Source organism: Pseudomonas sp. COW5 (assembly GCF_026240005.1).
Classification (GTDB): domain Bacteria; phylum Pseudomonadota; class Gammaproteobacteria; order Pseudomonadales; family Pseudomonadaceae; genus Aquipseudomonas; species Aquipseudomonas kribbensis.
Window position 1 is genome coordinate 4,146,630 of record NZ_JAPHVP010000001.1, and the last position, 17,530, is coordinate 4,164,159.

The following is a 17,530-nucleotide window of genomic DNA, read 5'->3' on the forward strand; positions in this document are numbered from 1 at the left end:
GATTGTCGCGGTCGGCGATGGGGTGGACTTATGCTCGGTCCACTCTCAACCGACTCCAACAATGAGGTATGCCATGCGTGAAGTGGTGATCGTCGACAGCGTGCGGACCGGCCTGGCCAAGTCCTTTCGCGGCAAGTTCAACCAGACCCGCCCCGATGACATGGCGGCCCATTGCGTGAACGCCTTGTTGTCGCGCAACGACGTCGACCCGGCCAGCGTCGAGGACTGCATCGTCGGGGCCGGCTCCAACGAAGGCGCCCAGGGCTACAACATCGGCCGCAACGTGGCGGTGCTCTCGCAACTGGGCACCGGCACGGCGGGCATGACCCTCAACCGTTTCTGCTCTTCGGGTTTGCAGGCGATTGCGATTGCCGCCAACCAGATCGCTTCGGGTTGCAGCGACATCATCGTCGCCGGCGGCGTCGAGTCGATCAGCCTGACCCTGAAAAGCGTCAACACCGATCACCTGATCAACCCGTTGCTCAAGCAGCAGACCCCGGGCATCTACTACACCATGGGCCAGACCGCCGAGGTGGTGGCACGCCGTTATGGCGTCAGCCGTGAGGCGCAGGATCGTTATTCGCTGCAAAGCCAGATCCGCACCGCTCAGGCGCAGGCAGCCGGTCTGTTCAATGACGAAATCGTACCGATGTCGGTGAAATACCGGGTCGAGGACAAGAACAGCGGCGAAGTGCAGATCCTCGACGGCATCGTTGATCGCGACGACTGCAACCGCCCGGATACCACCTATGAAAGCCTCGCCGGATTGAAACCGGTGTTCGCCGAGGATGGTTCGGTGACTGCCGGCAATTCGTCGCAGCTGTCCGACGGCGCCTCGATGACGCTGGTGATGAGCCTGGAAAAAGCCCTGCAACTGGGGCTCAAGCCGAAGGCGTTTTTCCGTGGGTTTACCGTGGCCGGTTGCGAACCGGACGAAATGGGCATCGGCCCGGTGTTTTCGGTGCCGAAGCTGCTCAAGGCCAAAGGTTTGCAGGTCGCGGACATCGACCTGTGGGAGTTGAACGAAGCGTTCGCCTCGCAGTGCCTGTACGCCCGTGACCGGCTGGAAATCGACAACGAGAAGTACAACGTCAACGGTGGCTCGATTTCCATCGGTCACCCGTTCGGCATGACCGGTTCGCGGCAGGTCGGGCATCTGGTGCGCGAGTTGCAACGACGCAATCTGCGCTACGGGATCGTGACCATGTGCGTGGGCGGCGGGATGGGCGCGACCGGGTTGTTTGAGGCCGTGCGTTAAGTCCGGAAATTTGTTTTGCTCTGTCGATAGCTTTCGCGAGCAAGCTCGCTCCCTCAGTTGACCCTATTCTTATTGAAGGAATGTGATCGAATGTGGGAGCGAGCTTGCTCGCGAATGGGGCGACCGGATCTACCTGCCAGAATCCATCAAGCGCATCCGCGCGATGTAAGCTTTTATTTCCTGCTCGGCTTTCTCGGGGCTGTCGAACGGCCCTTCGAGGGTGTTCTCCCGAGTGCTGAAAAACAGTTCGCCATTGACCCGGCACACCCGGTCGCTGCGAAAGTGCGTGGCGGGGGCGGTGTCCTGGGCGCGCATTCCGAACATGATCGATCTCCTTGAGCGCTGCGCTGGATGGGATCCAAAGAGCTTATGCCTGAACCACTTGCAGCGCTTCGCCAGCCGATCAACGGCAGCACGTCAATTTAATGCTGCGACCTGCACAGTTTCATTTGCGGCTTGAGCGCAACTGTCCCTGTGTCGCGCTTGCCGCTGCGCCTAGAATGAGCGCTCCTGTCATTGGCTTTCGGGGTTCTCATGCACGTTTCATCGGGTCGCTGGGTGTACGGCATGTTCCTGGCCTTGTTGACGGCGTTTCTGTGGGGAATCCTGCCGATCAAGCTCAAACAGGTGCTGCAGGTGATGGACCCGATCACGGTGACCTGGTTTCGCCTGACGGTGTCCGGCGGCTGCCTGTTCATTTATCTGGCGGCCACAAAGCGTTTGCCGAGTCGCAAGGTGCTCGGGCCGAAGGGCGGCTGGCTGGTGCTGATGGCGGTGCTCGGGCTGGTGGGCAATTACGTGCTGTACCTGATGGGCCTGAACCTGCTCAGCCCAGGCACTGCGCAACTGGTGGTGCAGATGGGGCCGATCATGTTGCTGATCGCCAGTCTGTTCGTGTTCAAGGAGCGCTTCAGCATTGGTCAGGGCATGGGGCTGGCGGTGCTGTTGATCGGTTTTGCGTTGTTCTTCAATCAGCGTCTGGCGGAATTGCTCACGTCTTTATCCGATTACACCGCCGGCGTGTTGCTGGTGCTGCTGGCCTCGACCGTCTGGACCTTTTATGCACTGGGCCAGAAACAATTGCTGACGGTGTGGAATTCGCTGCAGGTGATGATGGTGATTTACCTGTTCTGCGCCTTGCTGCTGACGCCGTGGGTTCATCCGCTGGAAGCGCTGGAGTTGAGCCCGTTGCAGGGCTGGCTGCTGCTGGCGTGCTGCATGAACACCCTGATCGCTTACGGCGCGTTTGCCGAGGCGCTGGCGCATTGGGAGGCCTCGCGGGTCAGTGCGACGCTGGCGATCACGCCGCTGGTAACGTTCGCAGCAGTGGCCGTGGCAGCGGGAGTGTGGCCCGAGTATGTGCATGCCGAGCAAATTAATTTGCTGGCGTATGGCGGGGCGGTGCTGGTGGTGCTGGGTTCGGCGCTGGTGGCACTGGGGCCGTCGCTGATTGCGGGTCTCAAGGCGCGGCGGATGCGTATAGCAGCAGGTTAACCGAGTCATCGTTCTTCGCGAGCAAGCCCGCTCCCACATTCGACCGCATTCCTCGCATGGGATTGCGGTCGAATGTGGGAGCGGGCTTGCTCGCGAAGACGGACTGTCAGGCGCTGAAGAACTCAGCCCTTGGCGCCGGCCTCGATCATGTTCTCCGGCCGTACCCAGGCATCGAACTCTTCATCGGTCAGATAGCCCAGCTCCAGCGCCGCCTCGCGCAGGGTTTTGCCTTCGCTGTAGGCCTTCTTGGCGATTTCCGCCGATTTGTCGTAGCCGATGTGCGGGTTCAGCGCCGTCACCAGCATCAGGCCGCGCTCCAGATGTTTCGCCATGACTTCGGCATCCGGCTCAAGCCCGGCGATGCAGTGCTGCTGGAAGTTGCTGCAGCCATCGGCCAGCAGGCGGATCGATTGCAGCAGGTTGTGGATGATCACCGGTTTGAACACGTTCAACTGCAAGTGGCCCTGGCTGGCGGCGAAACCGATCGCCACGTCGTTGCCCAGCACCTGACAGGCCAGCATCGACAGCGCTTCGCACTGGGTCGGGTTGACCTTGCCGGGCATGATCGAGCTGCCCGGCTCGTTGGCCGGCAACTTCACTTCGGCAAAACCTGCGCGGGGGCCGGAGCCCAGCAGGCGCAGGTCGTTGGCGATTTTCATCAACGCCACGGCGAGGGTTTTCAGGGCGCCGGACAGCGTGGTCAGTGGCTCATGGCCGGCGAGGGCGGCGAATTTGTTCGGGGCGGTGACGAACGGCAGGCCGGAAAGTGCAGCCAGTTCAGCGGCAATCGCTTCACCGAAACCGTGGGGCGAATTGAGCCCGGTGCCGACGGCGGTGCCGCCCTGGGCCAGTTCGCAGACCGCTGGCAATGCGGCGCGGATCGCCCGTTCGGCGTAATCCAGCTGCGCGATGAAACCGGAGAGTTCCTGACCGAAGGTGATTGGCGTGGCATCCATCATGTGGGTGCGACCGGTCTTCACCAGTTTCATGTGCCGCGCCGACAATTCAGCCAGGCCACCGGACAGCTCGGCAATGGCCGGCAGCAGTTGGGTCTGCACCGCTTGCGCGGTGGCGATGCTCATGGCGGTGGGGAAGCAGTCGTTGGAACTCTGCGAGCGGTTGACGTGATCGTTCGGGTGTACAGGCGTCTTGCCGCCGCGTGGGTTGCCGGCCAGTTCGTTGGCGCGGCCGGCAATCACTTCGTTGGCGTTCATGTTGCTCTGGGTGCCGCTGCCGGTCTGCCAGACCACCAGCGGGAACTGGTCGTCATGCTGGCCGTCGAGCACTTCGTCGGCGGCCTGTTCGATCAGGCGGGCGATGTCGGCGGGCAGGTCGCCGTTGCGGTCGTTGACCCGGGCCGCGGCTTTCTTGATCAGGGCCAGGGCATGCAGGACCGGCAAGGGCATGCGTTCCTGACCGATGGCGAAGTTGATCAGCGAGCGTTGCGTCTGAGCGCCCCAGTAAGCGTCGTCCGGGACTTCGATCTGGCCCAGGCTGTCGGTTTCGATACGGCTCATCGTGCACACTCCTGTTGGTCTGTTTGCGCAGTTTAGGCCGGTGTCGGCCCGGGTGGTTCCCTCCAGTCGATTGTTGACCGGCAAATCCCCGCCAATCAAGCACGGCAAGGCCCGGGGGTTGAGCCGCAGCGTTATTCAGGCGCAGAATGGTCGCCCTTGGGGTTTTACCTCGCCTAGCTGAAAAGGAAACTCGATGACTCGTCTTCGTGCCATCTGCACCGCGGTTGCCCTGGTTTGCGCCAGCGGCCAGGTGCTTGCCGATACCGCCAGCCACAACGCCAGTGCCGAAGCTTTCCTGACCCTGGCGCACGCTGACAAGCTGGGCACTCCGGTGTACATGCAAGTGCAGCAGATGTTTGCCCAGCGTTTTGAACAGACCAAGGCTCCGGAATCCAAGAAAGCCGTACTGGATACCTACCAGGCCAAGGCCAACGCCGCCCTGGACCAGGCCATTGGCTGGAACAAGCTGAAACCGGATATGGTCAAGCTCTATACCAGCAACTTCAGCGAACAGGAGCTCAAAGACCTGGTCGCGTTCTACCAGTCGCCACTGGGCAAGAAAGTCCTGGAAAAAATGCCGCAGCTGACCCAGCAATCGGCCCAGATGACCCAGGCCAAACTGGAACCTGCCGTGCCTGTGGTTAACAAGCTGCTGGACGACATGACCAACGAGCTGGCACCGAAAGGCGCGGCTCCGGCCAAGAAGAAGTAAGCGGAGTTCGTGATGACCATGCAACAACGCATCGAATCGACGCTGGCGCTGCTTCAGCCTGAGCATCTGCAGGTGCTGGACGAAAGCCACATGCACAGTCGCGGGTTGCAGACCCACTACAAGGCAGTGGTGGTCAGTGCGCAGTTCGAAGGCCTGAACCGGGTCAAGCGCCACCAGAAAGTCTACGGCACGCTCGGCGAGCTGATGGGCGAATTCCATGCGTTGGCGCTGCACACCTACACCCCGCAGGAATGGGCAGAAGTGGGCGCCGCTCCGGCGTCGCCGACCTGTGCCGGCGGCAGCAAGCATTGAGCCTTGCAGCAATGAACTGAGGTTTTTTGCTAGAATCCGCAACGCGCCGCTCACCCGGCGCGTTTTTTTTCGCATCCGGTTCACCCTTTACGAGGGTAGCCACCTGGAGAAACACCCATGACACAACCGATTGTCGTGGCGGCACTGTACAAGTTCGTCACCCTCGAAGATTACGTCAACCTGCGCGAGCCCCTGCTGCAAGCGATGGTCGACAACGGCATCAAAGGCACCCTGCTGATCGCCGAAGAAGGCATCAACGGCACGGTTTCCGGCAGCCGTGAAGGCATCGACGGCCTGTTGGCCTGGCTGCGCAACGATCCGCGCATGGTCGATATCGACCACAAGGAATCGTACTGCGACGAGCAGCCGTTCTACCGCACCAAGGTCAAGCTCAAGAAAGAGATCGTGACCCTGGGCGTCGAAGGCGTCGATCCGAACAAGAAGGTCGGCACCTACGTCGAGCCGCAGGACTGGAACGCGCTGATCAGCGATCCGGAAGTGCTGCTGATCGACACCCGCAACGATTACGAAGTGTCGATCGGCACCTTCGAAGGCGCCATCGATCCGAAAACCACCAGTTTTCGCGAATTCCCCGACTACATCAAAGAACACTTCGACCCGGCCGTGCACAAGAAGGTCGCGATGTTCTGCACCGGTGGCATCCGCTGCGAAAAGGCGTCGAGCTACATGCTGGGCGAAGGCTTCGAAGAGGTTTACCACCTCAAGGGCGGCATCCTGAAGTACCTCGAAGAGGTGCCGCAGGAAGAGACCAAATGGCAGGGCGACTGCTTCGTGTTCGACAACCGCGTGACCGTGCGCCATGACCTGAGCGAAGGCGACTACGATCAGTGTCACGCCTGCCGTACACCGGTCAGCGTCGAGGATCGCGCCTCCGAGCATTACGTGGCCGGCATCAGCTGCCCGCACTGCTGGAACACGCTGAGCGAGAAGACTCGCCGCAGCGCCATCGACCGCCAGAAGCAGATCGAACTGGCAAAAGCGCGCAACATGCCGCACCCGATCGGCTACAACTATAAGCAAGCATCCTCCGAGGCTTAATCATGTCTGCACGCCTGCTCTATGTGATGGATCCGATGTGTTCGTGGTGCTGGGGATTTGCCCCGGTTGCCAAGGCATTGGTGGAGCAGGCGCAGGCTGCCGGGGTGGAACTGCACCTGGTGGTCGGCGGGTTGCGCACCGGCAGTGGCGCGGCGCTGGAGCCAACCACCCGGCGCTATATCTTCGAACACTGGCAGGCAGTCGCCGAAGCCACCGGCCAGCCGTTCAAGTTCGAAGGTGCGTTGCCCGAAGGCTTTGTCTATGACACCGAGCCCGCCTGCCGCGCCATCGTCACGGCGCGTTCTCTGGCTCCGGATTGTGCATGGACGCTGCTGGGGCTGATCCAGCACGCGTTCTACGTCGAGGGCCGCGATGTCACCCGCGCCGACGTGCTGGTGGAACTGGCCGAAAAGGCCGGTGTGCCGCGTATCGAATTTGCTGCCCTGTTTGATCGTGCTGACCAGCACGAGGCCACACTGGCCGATTTCAACTGGGTTCAGGATCTCGGTATCGCCGGATTCCCGACCCTGCTCGCCGAACGCAATGGCCAACTGGCGTTGCTGACCAACGGCTACCAGCCGCTCAGTGAACTGTCGCCGTTGCTCGGTCGATGGCTGGAGCGCGCGGCCTGTGTCTGACCCGGCCGATGACACGCCAGCCGTCAAGCGTGTCGACCGGCTGAGCTGGGCTGAAGTCCGGCGACTGGCACTTCATCACAAAAAATCCCTGTGGATCGCCAACGGCGTGGCCGTACTGGCGACGCTTTGCAGCGTGCCGATTCCATTGCTGCTGCCACTGCTGGTGGACGAAGTCCTGCTCGGCCATGGCGATGCCGCGCTGAAAGTCATGAATCATGTGCTGCCCTCGATGTGGCAGCAAGCGGCGGGCTACATCGGCCTGATGCTGGTGGTGACCCTGACCTTGCGTTGCAGCGCCCTGTGTTTTGGCGTGTTGCAGGCCCGTCTGTTTGCGCGGCTGGCCAAGGACATCGTTTATCGCATTCGTGTGCGGCTGATCGAAAGACTCAAGCGTATTTCCCTCGGCGAATACGAAAGCCTGGGCAGCGGCACGGTCACTACGCACCTGGTCACCGACCTCGATACCCTCGACAAGTTTGTCGGCGAAACCCTCAGCCGTTTTCTGGTGGCGATGCTGACGCTGGTCGGCACTGCCAGCATTCTGATGTGGATGCACTGGAAACTGGCGCTGCTGATCCTGCTGTTCAACCCGTTAGTGATCTACGCCACGGTGCAGTTGGGCAAGCGGGTCAAACATCTCAAAAAACTGGAGAACGACAGCACCTCGCGCTTCACCCAGGCCTTGAGCGAAACCCTCGATGCGATCCAGGAAGTGCGCGCCGGTAACCGCCAGGGTTTCTTCCTCGGAAGGCTCGGTCTGCGGGCTCAGGAAGTGCGCAACTACGCGGTCAATTCCCAGTGGAAAACCGACGCCTCGAACCGCGCCAGTGGTCTGCTGTTTCAGTTCGGCATCGACATCTTCCGCGCAGCGGCAATGCTCACGGTGCTGTTCTCCGACCTGTCTATCGGGCAGATGCTCGCGGTGTTCAGTTACCTGTGGTTCATGATCGGCCCGGTTGAGCAACTATTGAACCTGCAATACGCCTATTACGCGGCGGGCGGTGCGCTGTCGCGGATCAACGAACTGCTGGCCCGCGCCGACGAGCCGCAATACCCCGGCGGCGTCGACCCGTTCAAGGGCCGCGATACGGTAGGGATTCAGGTTCAGGGGCTGACCTTCGGTTACGGCGATGAACTGGTGCTGGATCAAATGAACCTGTCTATCGCACCCGGCGAGAAAGTGGCGATTGTCGGCGCCAGCGGCGGCGGCAAAAGTACCCTCGTGCAATTGCTGCTGGGGCTCTACACGCCACTGGCCGGGACGATCCGTTTCGGCGGCTCGACCCAGCAGGAAATCGGCCTGGAAACGGTTCGGGAAAACGTCGCGGTGGTGCTGCAACATCCGGCGCTGTTCAACGACACCGTGCGGGCCAACCTGACCATGGGCCGTACCCGCAGTGACGAAGCCTGCTGGCAGGCGCTGGAAATCGCCCAGCTCGAACCCGCCATCCGCGCCTTGCCGGACGGGCTGGACAGCATCGTCGGCCGCTCCGGCGTGCGCCTGTCCGGCGGTCAGCGGCAACGTCTGGCGATTGCGCGGATGATCCTCGCCGAGCCGAAAGTGGTGATCCTCGACGAAGCCACCTCGGCCCTCGACGCCGCCACCGAATACAACCTGCACCAGGCCATGGCGCGGTTCCTCCATGGCCGCACCACACTGATCATTGCCCACCGCTTGTCAGCGGTGAAGCAGGCGGACCGGGTGCTGGTGTTCGACGGCGGGCAGGTTGCCGAGGATGGCGACCATCAGCAGTTGATTGCTGATGGCGGGTTATACGCCAAGCTGTATGGGCATTTGCAGCGGATGTAGGTCATTTCCATAAAACCTGCAACGCATCGGCTTCACCTCTATGACCAAATTCCTTCATGACCAGTGAACACGATTCGCATGGCGGCATCGTGGTAGCGACGTCCACCGATTTCAGCTCAAGTGGATCGGTGTATTTCTCGCGAATCACGCGTATCAACTTGCTTTCGCTGTCCAGAGAGGTCGGTCGGGCCGCCAGTGTGGGTGTGTAGGTATCGATGTTCTTGATGGTCAGTGGGACTGCTGCCAGGCGCCCTGTTTCTGTCAATTCCAGGTTCGTTTTGCCAACAGTCAGGCTGAAGTCGACGTTGACGTAGGTCGTGTCGCCGATCTTCACATGACTGGCGCCCAGATGCCGAAACAGGGGCAGGTGCTTGGTTGTGCCATGAGCGCCGGAAACGCTGACGTACACTTCTCGCACGCCATTGGCAGTGATGACTTCGGCATAGGCAATGTTGCGGGCATTGTCTGTACGGTCAAATCGGCTCAGCAGGTGTTGCAGTTTTTGCATTGTGGCATTGATGCGCAGCGACGCATTGGTAACCGGCGGCTTGATCGTCGGTGACAGAAACAGGGTGTCGAAAATTTCCGCCGTTCGCTGCCGCAAAGCCTCAGGAGCGTCCTTGCTTCGTGCCCACGTGGTGGCACCTTCGGCACGCTTCGCTACGATCATTCGCGTCGAGTGGTCGAACATCAGCGCTTCACCGGGGCTGGTGTCTACCTTCAGCCATTTCATGCCGGCAGGTGGATTGGCAGTTGTGCCGAGCGGAATCGCGATGTCATCCATGGTTCTCAAGGCGCGCTCGACCTCTGGAACCGTGTGGATCCGTGCCGTGTTGTTGGCATTGAGCGACCCGGTATAAACCGTCTTCAGTTCCTCCGCCAGTTCTACAGGCAGGGTTTGTGCCTTGCGTAAAACCAGAGGATCGGCAAGAGCCTGTCCGGGCAAACGTTCGGCGACGTAAAAATCCCCGGCGTTGAGGCGGGTGAATACATAGTGCTTCGAGTCATCTTTCGCGGGAACGATGATCGCTCCGACTTCAAGCGTATCGAACTTTTTTGAGCGATCGTAGGGCAGGCGAACCTTGATGCGTGCGTAGATTCCCTTTTGAAACTCCAATGATGCATTGAGTTGTTTGTAGGTCTTGATGGCGCTTGTCAGTAATGGCTGCGAGGAGATGGCCGGTGTGTAAATGGTATCGCCGAACCATGGCGCCCATCCCTTGCTTGTGTCCTGACTGTTCGGGGGCGGCGTCGGCGCTGGAGTCCGGGTGACATAACTCGTTCCGCATACATCGCTGCCCGGTGTTCGTCGCGCCCGGCAAGGTATGGATTTGAACATCGACTTTTCATCGATCAGGTCCGTGCGGCGCAGTTGATCGCCGTCCAGACGATAGGGAATATCATCGATCAGCAGGGTGGTGCGCCCGTCGATTTCGAGCATTTCACGGACGCTGGCCTGTTCAGGGATTTCAGCGCGCGCATGAAGTTTGCCGGGGGGGAGCGTGGTGAAGCAGGATCGACCTTGCTTGAGTTGCTTTCGATGGTTGAACAGGCGCGGTCCGTAGGGCAGGGACGTCACCGGGTCGACGAGGTGGAGCCGCTTCAGGTTTGTCGAGCTTGTGTGTCGTACCAGCACATCATCGATACCTCTGACAGATGCCAGTCGATCTCCCTGATTCAGCGCTTTCCAGCTCCCCGGATCGATGGTCTGCGGCAAGTTGTTGACCAGTCGGTAGCTGTCAGCATGGCCCGCCAGCTTTTTTATTCCGCCCACAGTCAGACGACCCACCCCCAACAGCCCTCGGCCAACGCCGCTGACAGTCGACTTGAGCAACGTCGGAACGCCGCTCAACGGGTTCAGATTGCTCACCGTCGCCGTCAGGAGCTTGCGAGTCAGCGTCGAAAAGGACGGCAGGCTCGCTTTGACGGCCATGCGGGAGGCTGTGTTCGCTACGCGGATCAGTCGTACCGTTCCCGAAATGAACTTCCCGACGGGAAAGAGGAAAGACGCGAGATCCAGCAAAAGTCCGCCTCCGCCCATGACCTTTTTGGTGGTGTCGTCCGACAGCAGATCCTCAATGCTGCCCCAGAATGGTACGAATCCTTTGACGATGGTCAGAAATGTATTCAGTCGTTGTTCGCTTCTGGCCTTCAGGGTATCGAAGACCGTCATGCCTCGGGCCTGGGTGCGCAAATGCTTTTCATCGACATAGAGGTAGTTCGCCGCAATGTACTCAGCCACCGCTTTAAGGCGAGAGGATGTCGGAGTCGTTGTTTCACTGGACGGCAAGGCTGCGGGCATCTGACCCATCGTATCGAGAAAGCCAATGTAGTACTGCCCGTCAGAGGGCGTCTTGCCATTCAAGTGGGCAAGCCAGTCGAGGAGAAGGGTCGTGGAGAGATTCCGTTCGGGGGAATAGGTTTGTCCGGGGATCGAAGCGTGCAGGGGAAATTCGGTGCGTACGCCATTGACAGTCGAAGATCTCAGGCCGATTCGGCGACGAATGACGCCGGCACTCGGGATGAGTTCGTAATAGCTGATTTCGCCATTACACGTCGCCTGTAGAACGAAGCCTTTTCTAGCCCGGATATCGTCTGACTTCCCTTCTTTTTTGAGGATCTGGCGCAGCCCCAGTACTTTGATGGCGCCTCGTTCCAGTGTCTGACGTTCAGCGGATGGCAGCGACGCCAGCAGACTCAGGATCAAGGTCTGATAGGCCAACCTGATAGTTGTCAGATGATTCTTGAAGTCGACATCGAATTGCGCATTGACATCCGGTAGCGTCTTGCCGGAAAAGTTGGGAATGGTTCCGCCAGTAAACATCTGCCGGTAAACGCCGTGGACTTCGCGCTCCGAGTAATAGTGCCGATTTTCGTCGATTCGGAACGTTTCGAGAGTTCGCGTTTTTCCATCTGGTTCGGTGAAAAACCAGCGCTTGCCATCATCGAACTGGCCATCGGCATAAAGATCCAGGAAGCCGTACCCTTCGAGTTTCAATGACGGCATGTCTTTGAAGCCCAGAGCAGCCGGTGGATCATCCCGCAACAGTTTGCGTCCGTCCGTCTCCAGTACATGGCTACCCAGCGCAGCATCTTTCATTCCCTTGGCCATCTGCAGCCTGTCCGGCGGGCGTAACTCCAGCGATTGCACGGCCTTGTTCAGGCTTTCACTCTGGCTTTCCAGCGCCGCCAATGCCCGTTTGATTTCCTCTTCGTTGTAATTGGCCGCCGCTCGTGGCTGAACGATGCCCATGCTGACTGCCCAGTCGAGCGCAGGGCTCAATCTCAGACGCGTAATCTTTTCGAGCTCCTCGGTCGAAGCGTTGACACTGCGTTCCAGAGGCAGATTGACGAGCTGTTGAAAAGACAGCGGTTGCGGTCTGTCCAGGTCGAGTTCGTCAGCCAGCAGCACGCCGTGCATGAAATTGACCCACACCACCGAACTTTTGTAGCGAAGGTCGGGTGGGACGTCGGCGACCTGGAAGTCTTTCGACAGCCGGGTCTGGTAAATGTGTGCCAGTACTATCGACTCTTTGGTGGTGGCGACTCGCTTTGTTTGCAGCAGGTGCCGGGCGAAATCATCGCGCAGTGTCTGGTAGCTTTTGCCCCAATGCACCGGATCCTGCCAGCGGAAGCCGGCGAGTTCTGGAGATTCAACGGATGATGGTGCATGCAGGTAAAGGCAGATGGCCTTGCACAGCAGTTGGTTGCGTATTGAAGCAGGCGTTTGTTCTCCGGGGAGCGCGCCGTACCAATTGAGGGCCTTCAGCAGCCGGTCTGCCAGGTCTTGTGCCGGTGCCGCGTCCAGCATCTGCTGAAGAAATACCGAAGGTGTCGCGCGCACTTCTTCGGTGGAGGGAGGAAACAGTACTTCGGCACCCAGACGGCGAATCAGCATGGGGCTGCCGGACATGAAGCTTTTTACGGTGGCCGTGATTTGCGCATTGATGAGTTTTGCCTTGTAGGTTTCCAGGGTATCGGTGGGGGCGGCACCGGGTGACGCGCGGCGCAAGGCATTGAAGCGTTTCCGATCCTTGGCCGTGGGCTGCACGAAACCCTCTATATCCAGGCCGTTGTCGAGCCCCAGTGCCTGGCGGGCACGCAGTTCCCTGGCGGCTGATGTCTCGGTTGCATCACTAGTAGTCTCTGTCACGTCACACTCCTTCGCATGGGTTCCTGTTACGGAAACGGGAGTACGCAGTAAAACGATCCGAAGCCCTGTGTCGGCGGTACATATCTATGCGTGGCACTTGTGCTGTACTGAGGCTGATCCGCCGCTTGCCGGAACCGGGTTCGCCTCCTAGTCTTGGGGGGATGCTCGCAAAGAGAAGGACGACCAGGCAGTGCTCATGCAAGGAATCCCATGAAGCAAAAGCGGACTCTCGGAACGCCTCGGTTGCTGGGCATCGTCTGGCCATTCATCGCCGTCGTGTTGTTTCAGGCGTTGCTGGGGGGCGTGAGTCTTTACGTCCTGTCGGCCGTTCGCGGGTATGTTGCGGGGGAGAGCCTCTGGTCCAAGGGCCAGAAAGACGCGATCTATTATCTCAATCTGTACGCCGACAGCCGTGACGAGGCGATTTACCTCAAATACCAGAACGCGATCGCCGTGCCTCAGGGCGGCCATCAGTTGCGTCTGGCCCTGGACAAGCAACCGCCCGACCTGCAGGCGGCGCGCGAGGGCATCCTCAAGGGCGGCAACCACCCGGACGATGTCTCCAGCCTGATCTGGCTCTACCTGAACTTTCGCCATTTCAGTTACCTGGAAACCGCCATCGACCGCTGGACGCTGGGTGACGCCTATCTGGTGGAACTCGATGATGTGGCGCAGGAGATGCACCGGCGGATCACGGCCAATGCCGCCACCGATGCCGATATCCGGCGCTGGAAGGACCGGATCTTTGCGATCAACGATGGTGTGACACCCGCGGCCAAGGCGTTCAGCGATGCCTTGGGCGAAGGCTCGCGAGTAATCCTGCGTCTGTTGCTGTTCACCAACCTCGCCACGGCGCTGGGCCTGATCGTCCTGGCGCTGTTGCGCACCCGCAAACTGCTCAAGCAGCGGCATGCCTTTGCCGAAGCCCTGCAACTGGAAAAGGACCGGGCCCATATCACCTTGCAATCGATTGGCGACGGGGTGATCACCACCGATGTGAGCGGCGCGATCGAATACATGAACCCGGCCGCCGAGGCCTTGACCCACTGGAAGGCTGAGCAGGCGGCGGGCCTGCCGCTGGCGGCATTGTTCAATCTGCTGGATGACAACGCTCAGACCGAAGGACTGACCCTGATCGAACACATTCTCAGCGGCCAGCTCAGCGGTGGCAGCGAGCACTCGAAGCTGATTCAGCGGCTGGACGGCAGCACCGTGTCGGTGACCCTGGTCGGGGCACCGATCCGCAATGCCGACAAGGTCAGCGGGACGGTGCTGGTGTTGCACGACATGACCCAGGAGCGGCAATACATTGCCAATCTGTCGTGGCAGGCGACCCATGATGCGTTGACCGGTCTGGCCAACCGCCGCGAGTTCGAATATCGCCTCGAACAGGCGTTACACAACCTGACCCGGCAGCCCGGGCGGCATGCGCTGATGTTCCTCGATCTCGATCAGTTCAAACTGGTCAACGACACCTGCGGGCATGCGGCGGGTGACGAGTTGCTGCGGCATATCTGTGCGTTGCTGCAATCCGGTCTGCGCGAGGGCGACACGCTGGCGCGGCTGGGGGGCGACGAGTTCGGCATCCTGCTGGAGAACTGTGCGCCGGAGGCGGCCGAGAAGATCGCCGAAGGGCTGCGCCAGACCGTGCAGAACCTGCATTTCGTCTGGAAGGGGCGTCCATTCCTGACCACCGTCAGCATTGGTCTGGTGCATGTCGCGCAAACCCCGACCACCCTCGAAGCCTCGCTGCGGGCGGCCGACATGGCCTGCTACATGGCCAAGGAAAAGGGCCGCAACCGGGTGCAGGTCTACCATGCCGACGATTCGGAACTGTCCCTGCGTTTCGGCGAGATGGCCTGGGTACAGCGCCTGCACATGGCTCTGGAGGAAAACCGCTTCTGTCTCTATGCCCAGGAAATCGCCCCGTTGGGGTCGGTCGCCGGCGGTACCGGCGGGCACATCGAAATTCTGCTGCGCCTGCATGACGAGGCGGGTCGGATGATTCTGCCGGACAGTTTCATACCGGCGGCCGAGCGTTACGGTTTGATGACGTCACTCGATCGCTGGGTTGTGCAGAATGTATTTAAGGTAATTGCTCAATGTATTAACGAAGAGTGCGAACGGCCTCTGGCAATGTGTGCGATTAATCTTTCAGGCATTACTATCGGAGATGACGCGTTCTTGCACTTTCTGCGGGAACAGTTTGATAACTATTCCGTTCCTCCTGAAATGATTTGTTTTGAAATTACAGAAACCAGCGCCATTGCAAATCTTGGCAGTGCCATCCGATTTATTAATGAACTCAAAGGCTTGGGTTGTTACTTCTCGCTGGATGATTTTTGTGCCGGAATGTCTTCATTCGCTTATTTGAAACATTTGCCTGTAGACTTCCTGAAGATCGACGGGAGTTTCGTAAAGGATATGCTGGACGACCCGATTAACCGCGCTATGGTCGAAGTGATCAACCACATCGGGCATGTCATGGGTAAGCAGACAATTGCGGAGTTTGTCGAAACAGCCCAGATCGAGCAGGCATTGCTTGAAATCGGCGTGGATTACGCTCAGGGTTATGTCATCGAACGCCCGCAGTTGTTTACCTGCGACAGTTTGCAAAGTCGGCCCGCCAGACCGCAGCCGCTGTTGTTCAAGGCGCCTGGCACGTTCCGTTGAAGTCTCTTGCCGATCCTTACAATCACAAATCAAAAGGAGCCGAACAGTGATCGACACATTCAACCGAACCGGACCACTCATGGAAGCTGCAAGTTATCCTGCCTGGGCACAACAGTTGATCCAGGACTGCAGCGAGAGCAAACGCCGGGTTGTCGAACATGAACTTTATCTGCGCATGCGTGATAACAAGCTCAGCGCCAGAACCATGCGCCAGTACCTGATCGGGGGCTGGCCTGTCGTTGAGCAATTCGCGTTGTACATGGCGCAGAATCTCACCAAGACCAAGTTCGCCCGTCACCCGGGTGAAGACATGGCGCGGCGTTGGCTGATGCGCAACATCCGCGTCGAACTCAACCATGCCGATTACTGGGTGAACTGGAGTCGGGCCCACGGAGTAAGTCTGGAAGACCTGCAGGCCCAGCAAGTGCCGCCGGAGCTGCATGCGCTGAGTCACTGGTGCTGGCACACCAGTTCGGCGGATTCGCTGATCGTGGCCATTGCCGCTACCAACTATGCGATCGAGGGCGCGACCGGGGAGTGGTCGGCGCTGGTCTGCTCGACGGGTGTGTATGCCGCCGCGTTCCCTGAAGAGGATCGTAAGCGGGCGATGAAGTGGCTGAAGATGCACGCCCAGTACGATGACGCCCACCCTTGGGAGGCGCTGGAAATCATTTGCACCCTGGCCGGCATGAACCCGAGCCGGGCCTTGCAGACGGAGCTGCGCCAGGCTGTGTGCAAGAGCTACGACTACATGTATCTGTTCCTTGAGCGCTGCATGCAGCTGGAGCTTTCGGAGCGGGTGCTGGTCGGGCGGGAGCGACGGGCACTGGTCGAGAGCTAGTCCGACGACCTCAATGAAAAACGGGAGCCCATGTGCTCCCGTTTTTGTCTGGCAGAGTCAGTCAGCCGGCCATTGTCAGGCGATTGCGTCCTTCGCGCTTGGCCACGTACAACGCGCTGTCCGCGCGGCGCAGCAGGCTGTCGGCGGACTCTCCCGGCAGCAGGGTCGAGCAGCCGAGGCTCACGGTCAGTTCGATCAACTGGCCATCGGCGTAATAGTCCTGGGCCTGCGCTGCATACCGCAGGCGTTCGCCGACCATCGCGGCGGCTTCGCGGCTGGTGTTGGACAGCAGGATCAGAAACTCTTCCCCGCCATAACGAAACACCATGTCGACGTTGCGCAACTGGTCCTTGATCGAGGCTGCGACGGCTTTTAGCACTTCATCGCCAGCCGTGTGACCATGACGGTCGTTGACCTGTTTGAAATGGTCGATGTCCAGCATCAGCAGTGACAGCGGTTGCAGGTGGCGACGGGACATCTCGATTTCCCGCTGCAGGGTCTGCTCCATGGCGATGCGGTTGCCGGCGCCGGTCAATGGATCGCGCAGGGCAGTCTGCGTCGCAACGCGGTAGAGCAGTGCATTGCGCATCGGGTACAGCAGGGACGACAGGAGCGATTCCAGATTGCCCAGTTCCTGCTCGCTGAAGCGCTGGTTGCGGCGGAACACCAACTCGCCCATGTGCTCGCCATCGTGGCTGAGGCTGTAGCTGGCCGAGTGATGACCGCGGGCGCCGAATTCCAGGCGCAGGTCACTGCCGCTGTGCACATAGCTCAAGGCGTCGAGCGGTACCAGGCGCTGAACTTCGCGGAAAAACAGACCCAGGATGCGTTGTGGCTCAAGGCTGGTTTGCAGTTGCAGGCTCATTTGCTGGCGCAATTGCGCCAGGCTGACAGGTCGCTGCAGCAGCGGAGGCAGCTGACCAAAGCCCAGGCGTTGCAATTTGGCACTGTCGAAGTCAATTGCAGTGGTCTGGGAGGGTGATTTCATATGGCGTGAGCCCCTAAGCAGTAAGTCTGTCTTACAGGCTGGGTGAGAGCGGCTATGGGCTGCGCGTCATACTGA

The 17,530-nt window shown here is 59.9% G+C and carries 13 protein-coding genes; 9 read left to right on the top strand and 4 right to left on the bottom strand.

The features are described 5' to 3' along the window. Window positions 1-73 precede the first annotated feature (73 nt). A complete protein-coding gene (locus OQ248_RS18945) occupies window positions 74-1,258 on the top strand; it encodes a thiolase family protein (protein WP_119429702.1) in 1,185 nt (394 codons plus the stop codon). A 129-nt stretch (window positions 1,259-1,387) separates the two neighbouring features. On the opposite strand, the gene OQ248_RS18950 is transcribed toward OQ248_RS18945, so the two are convergent. Further along, the gene (locus tag OQ248_RS18950) at window positions 1,388-1,582 is read right to left on the bottom strand and encodes a DUF6316 family protein (RefSeq protein ID WP_265813608.1); all 195 of its coding nucleotides are present in this window, start codon (window positions 1,580-1,582) and stop codon (window positions 1,388-1,390) included. 210 nt (window positions 1,583-1,792) lie between these two features. On the opposite strand from OQ248_RS18950, the gene OQ248_RS18955 reads away from it, so the two are divergent. After that, the gene (locus tag OQ248_RS18955; protein WP_265813609.1) at window positions 1,793-2,752 is read left to right on the top strand and encodes a DMT family transporter; all 960 of its coding nucleotides are present in this window, start codon (window positions 1,793-1,795) and stop codon (window positions 2,750-2,752) included. A 122-nt stretch (window positions 2,753-2,874) separates the two neighbouring features. Here OQ248_RS18955 and OQ248_RS18960 read toward each other — a convergent pair whose 3' ends face one another. Continuing rightward, a complete protein-coding gene (locus OQ248_RS18960; protein ID WP_085710834.1) occupies window positions 2,875-4,269 on the bottom strand; it encodes a class II fumarate hydratase in 1,395 nt (464 codons plus the stop codon). A gap of 193 nt (window positions 4,270-4,462) precedes the next feature. On the opposite strand from OQ248_RS18960, the gene OQ248_RS18965 reads away from it, so the two are divergent. From OQ248_RS18965 to OQ248_RS18985, 5 genes are all read left to right on the top strand, one after another. After that, window positions 4,463-4,981: a DUF2059 domain-containing protein gene (locus OQ248_RS18965; RefSeq protein ID WP_085710833.1), complete on the top strand. Its 519-nt coding sequence runs from the start codon at window positions 4,463-4,465 to the stop codon at window positions 4,979-4,981. Between the two features lie 12 nt (window positions 4,982-4,993). Next, complete coding sequence (locus tag OQ248_RS18970) at window positions 4,994-5,293, top strand: BolA family protein (RefSeq protein ID WP_265813610.1); 300 nt, start codon at window positions 4,994-4,996, stop codon at window positions 5,291-5,293. A gap of 117 nt (window positions 5,294-5,410) precedes the next feature. Beyond that, window positions 5,411-6,352, top strand: coding sequence for a rhodanese-related sulfurtransferase (locus OQ248_RS18975; protein WP_114884678.1), 942 nt, complete (start codon window positions 5,411-5,413; stop codon window positions 6,350-6,352). A gap of 2 nt (window positions 6,353-6,354) precedes the next feature. Continuing rightward, the gene (locus tag OQ248_RS18980) at window positions 6,355-6,990 is read left to right on the top strand and encodes a DsbA family protein (protein WP_085710830.1); all 636 of its coding nucleotides are present in this window, start codon (window positions 6,355-6,357) and stop codon (window positions 6,988-6,990) included. Further along, on the top strand, window positions 6,983-8,800 hold the full coding sequence (locus OQ248_RS18985; protein ID WP_265813611.1) for an ABC transporter ATP-binding protein: 1,818 nt from the start codon (window positions 6,983-6,985) through the stop codon (window positions 8,798-8,800). The genes OQ248_RS18980 and OQ248_RS18985 overlap by 8 nt, the downstream gene beginning before the upstream one ends. A gap of 1 nt (window position 8,801) precedes the next feature. On the opposite strand, the gene OQ248_RS18990 is transcribed toward OQ248_RS18985, so the two are convergent. Beyond that, entirely contained in the window at window positions 8,802-12,953 is a 4,152-nt protein-coding gene (locus tag OQ248_RS18990; RefSeq protein WP_265813612.1) for a hypothetical protein, read from the bottom strand. Between the two features lie 210 nt (window positions 12,954-13,163). Here OQ248_RS18990 and OQ248_RS18995 point away from each other — a divergent pair, with 210 nt between their 5' ends. Both OQ248_RS18995 and OQ248_RS19000 read left to right on the top strand, forming a co-directional pair. Then, window positions 13,164-15,626, top strand: a complete 2,463-nt coding sequence (locus OQ248_RS18995; protein ID WP_119429693.1) for an EAL domain-containing protein — start codon at window positions 13,164-13,166, stop codon at window positions 15,624-15,626. Between the two features lie 46 nt (window positions 15,627-15,672). Further along, window positions 15,673-16,467 (top strand): iron-containing redox enzyme family protein, encoded by a 795-nt coding sequence (locus tag OQ248_RS19000; RefSeq protein ID WP_119429692.1) that lies wholly within the window; start codon window positions 15,673-15,675, stop codon window positions 16,465-16,467. A 61-nt stretch (window positions 16,468-16,528) separates the two neighbouring features. Here the strand turns inward: OQ248_RS19000 and OQ248_RS19005 are convergent, their stop codons facing one another. Beyond that, window positions 16,529-17,455, bottom strand: a complete 927-nt coding sequence (locus OQ248_RS19005; protein WP_265813613.1) for a GGDEF domain-containing protein — start codon at window positions 17,453-17,455, stop codon at window positions 16,529-16,531. Window positions 17,456-17,530 lie beyond the last annotated feature (75 nt).

Coding starts and splice junctions, on each gene's coding strand:
- OQ248_RS18950 (WP_265813608.1), bottom strand. CDS start 1,582: ATGTTCGGAATGCGCGCCCAGGACACCGCCCCCGCCACGCACTTTCGC.
- OQ248_RS18945 (WP_119429702.1), top strand. CDS start 74: ATGCGTGAAGTGGTGATCGTCGACAGCGTGCGGACCGGCCTGGCCAAG.
- OQ248_RS18960 (WP_085710834.1), bottom strand. CDS start 4,269: ATGAGCCGTATCGAAACCGACAGCCTGGGCCAGATCGAAGTCCCGGAC.
- OQ248_RS18995 (WP_119429693.1), top strand. CDS start 13,164: ATGAAGCAAAAGCGGACTCTCGGAACGCCTCGGTTGCTGGGCATCGTC.
- OQ248_RS18955 (WP_265813609.1), top strand. CDS start 1,793: ATGCACGTTTCATCGGGTCGCTGGGTGTACGGCATGTTCCTGGCCTTG.
- OQ248_RS18965 (WP_085710833.1), top strand. CDS start 4,463: ATGACTCGTCTTCGTGCCATCTGCACCGCGGTTGCCCTGGTTTGCGCC.
- OQ248_RS19005 (WP_265813613.1), bottom strand. CDS start 17,455: ATGAAATCACCCTCCCAGACCACTGCAATTGACTTCGACAGTGCCAAA.
- OQ248_RS18975 (WP_114884678.1), top strand. CDS start 5,411: ATGACACAACCGATTGTCGTGGCGGCACTGTACAAGTTCGTCACCCTC.
- OQ248_RS18970 (WP_265813610.1), top strand. CDS start 4,994: ATGACCATGCAACAACGCATCGAATCGACGCTGGCGCTGCTTCAGCCT.
- OQ248_RS18980 (WP_085710830.1), top strand. CDS start 6,355: ATGTCTGCACGCCTGCTCTATGTGATGGATCCGATGTGTTCGTGGTGC.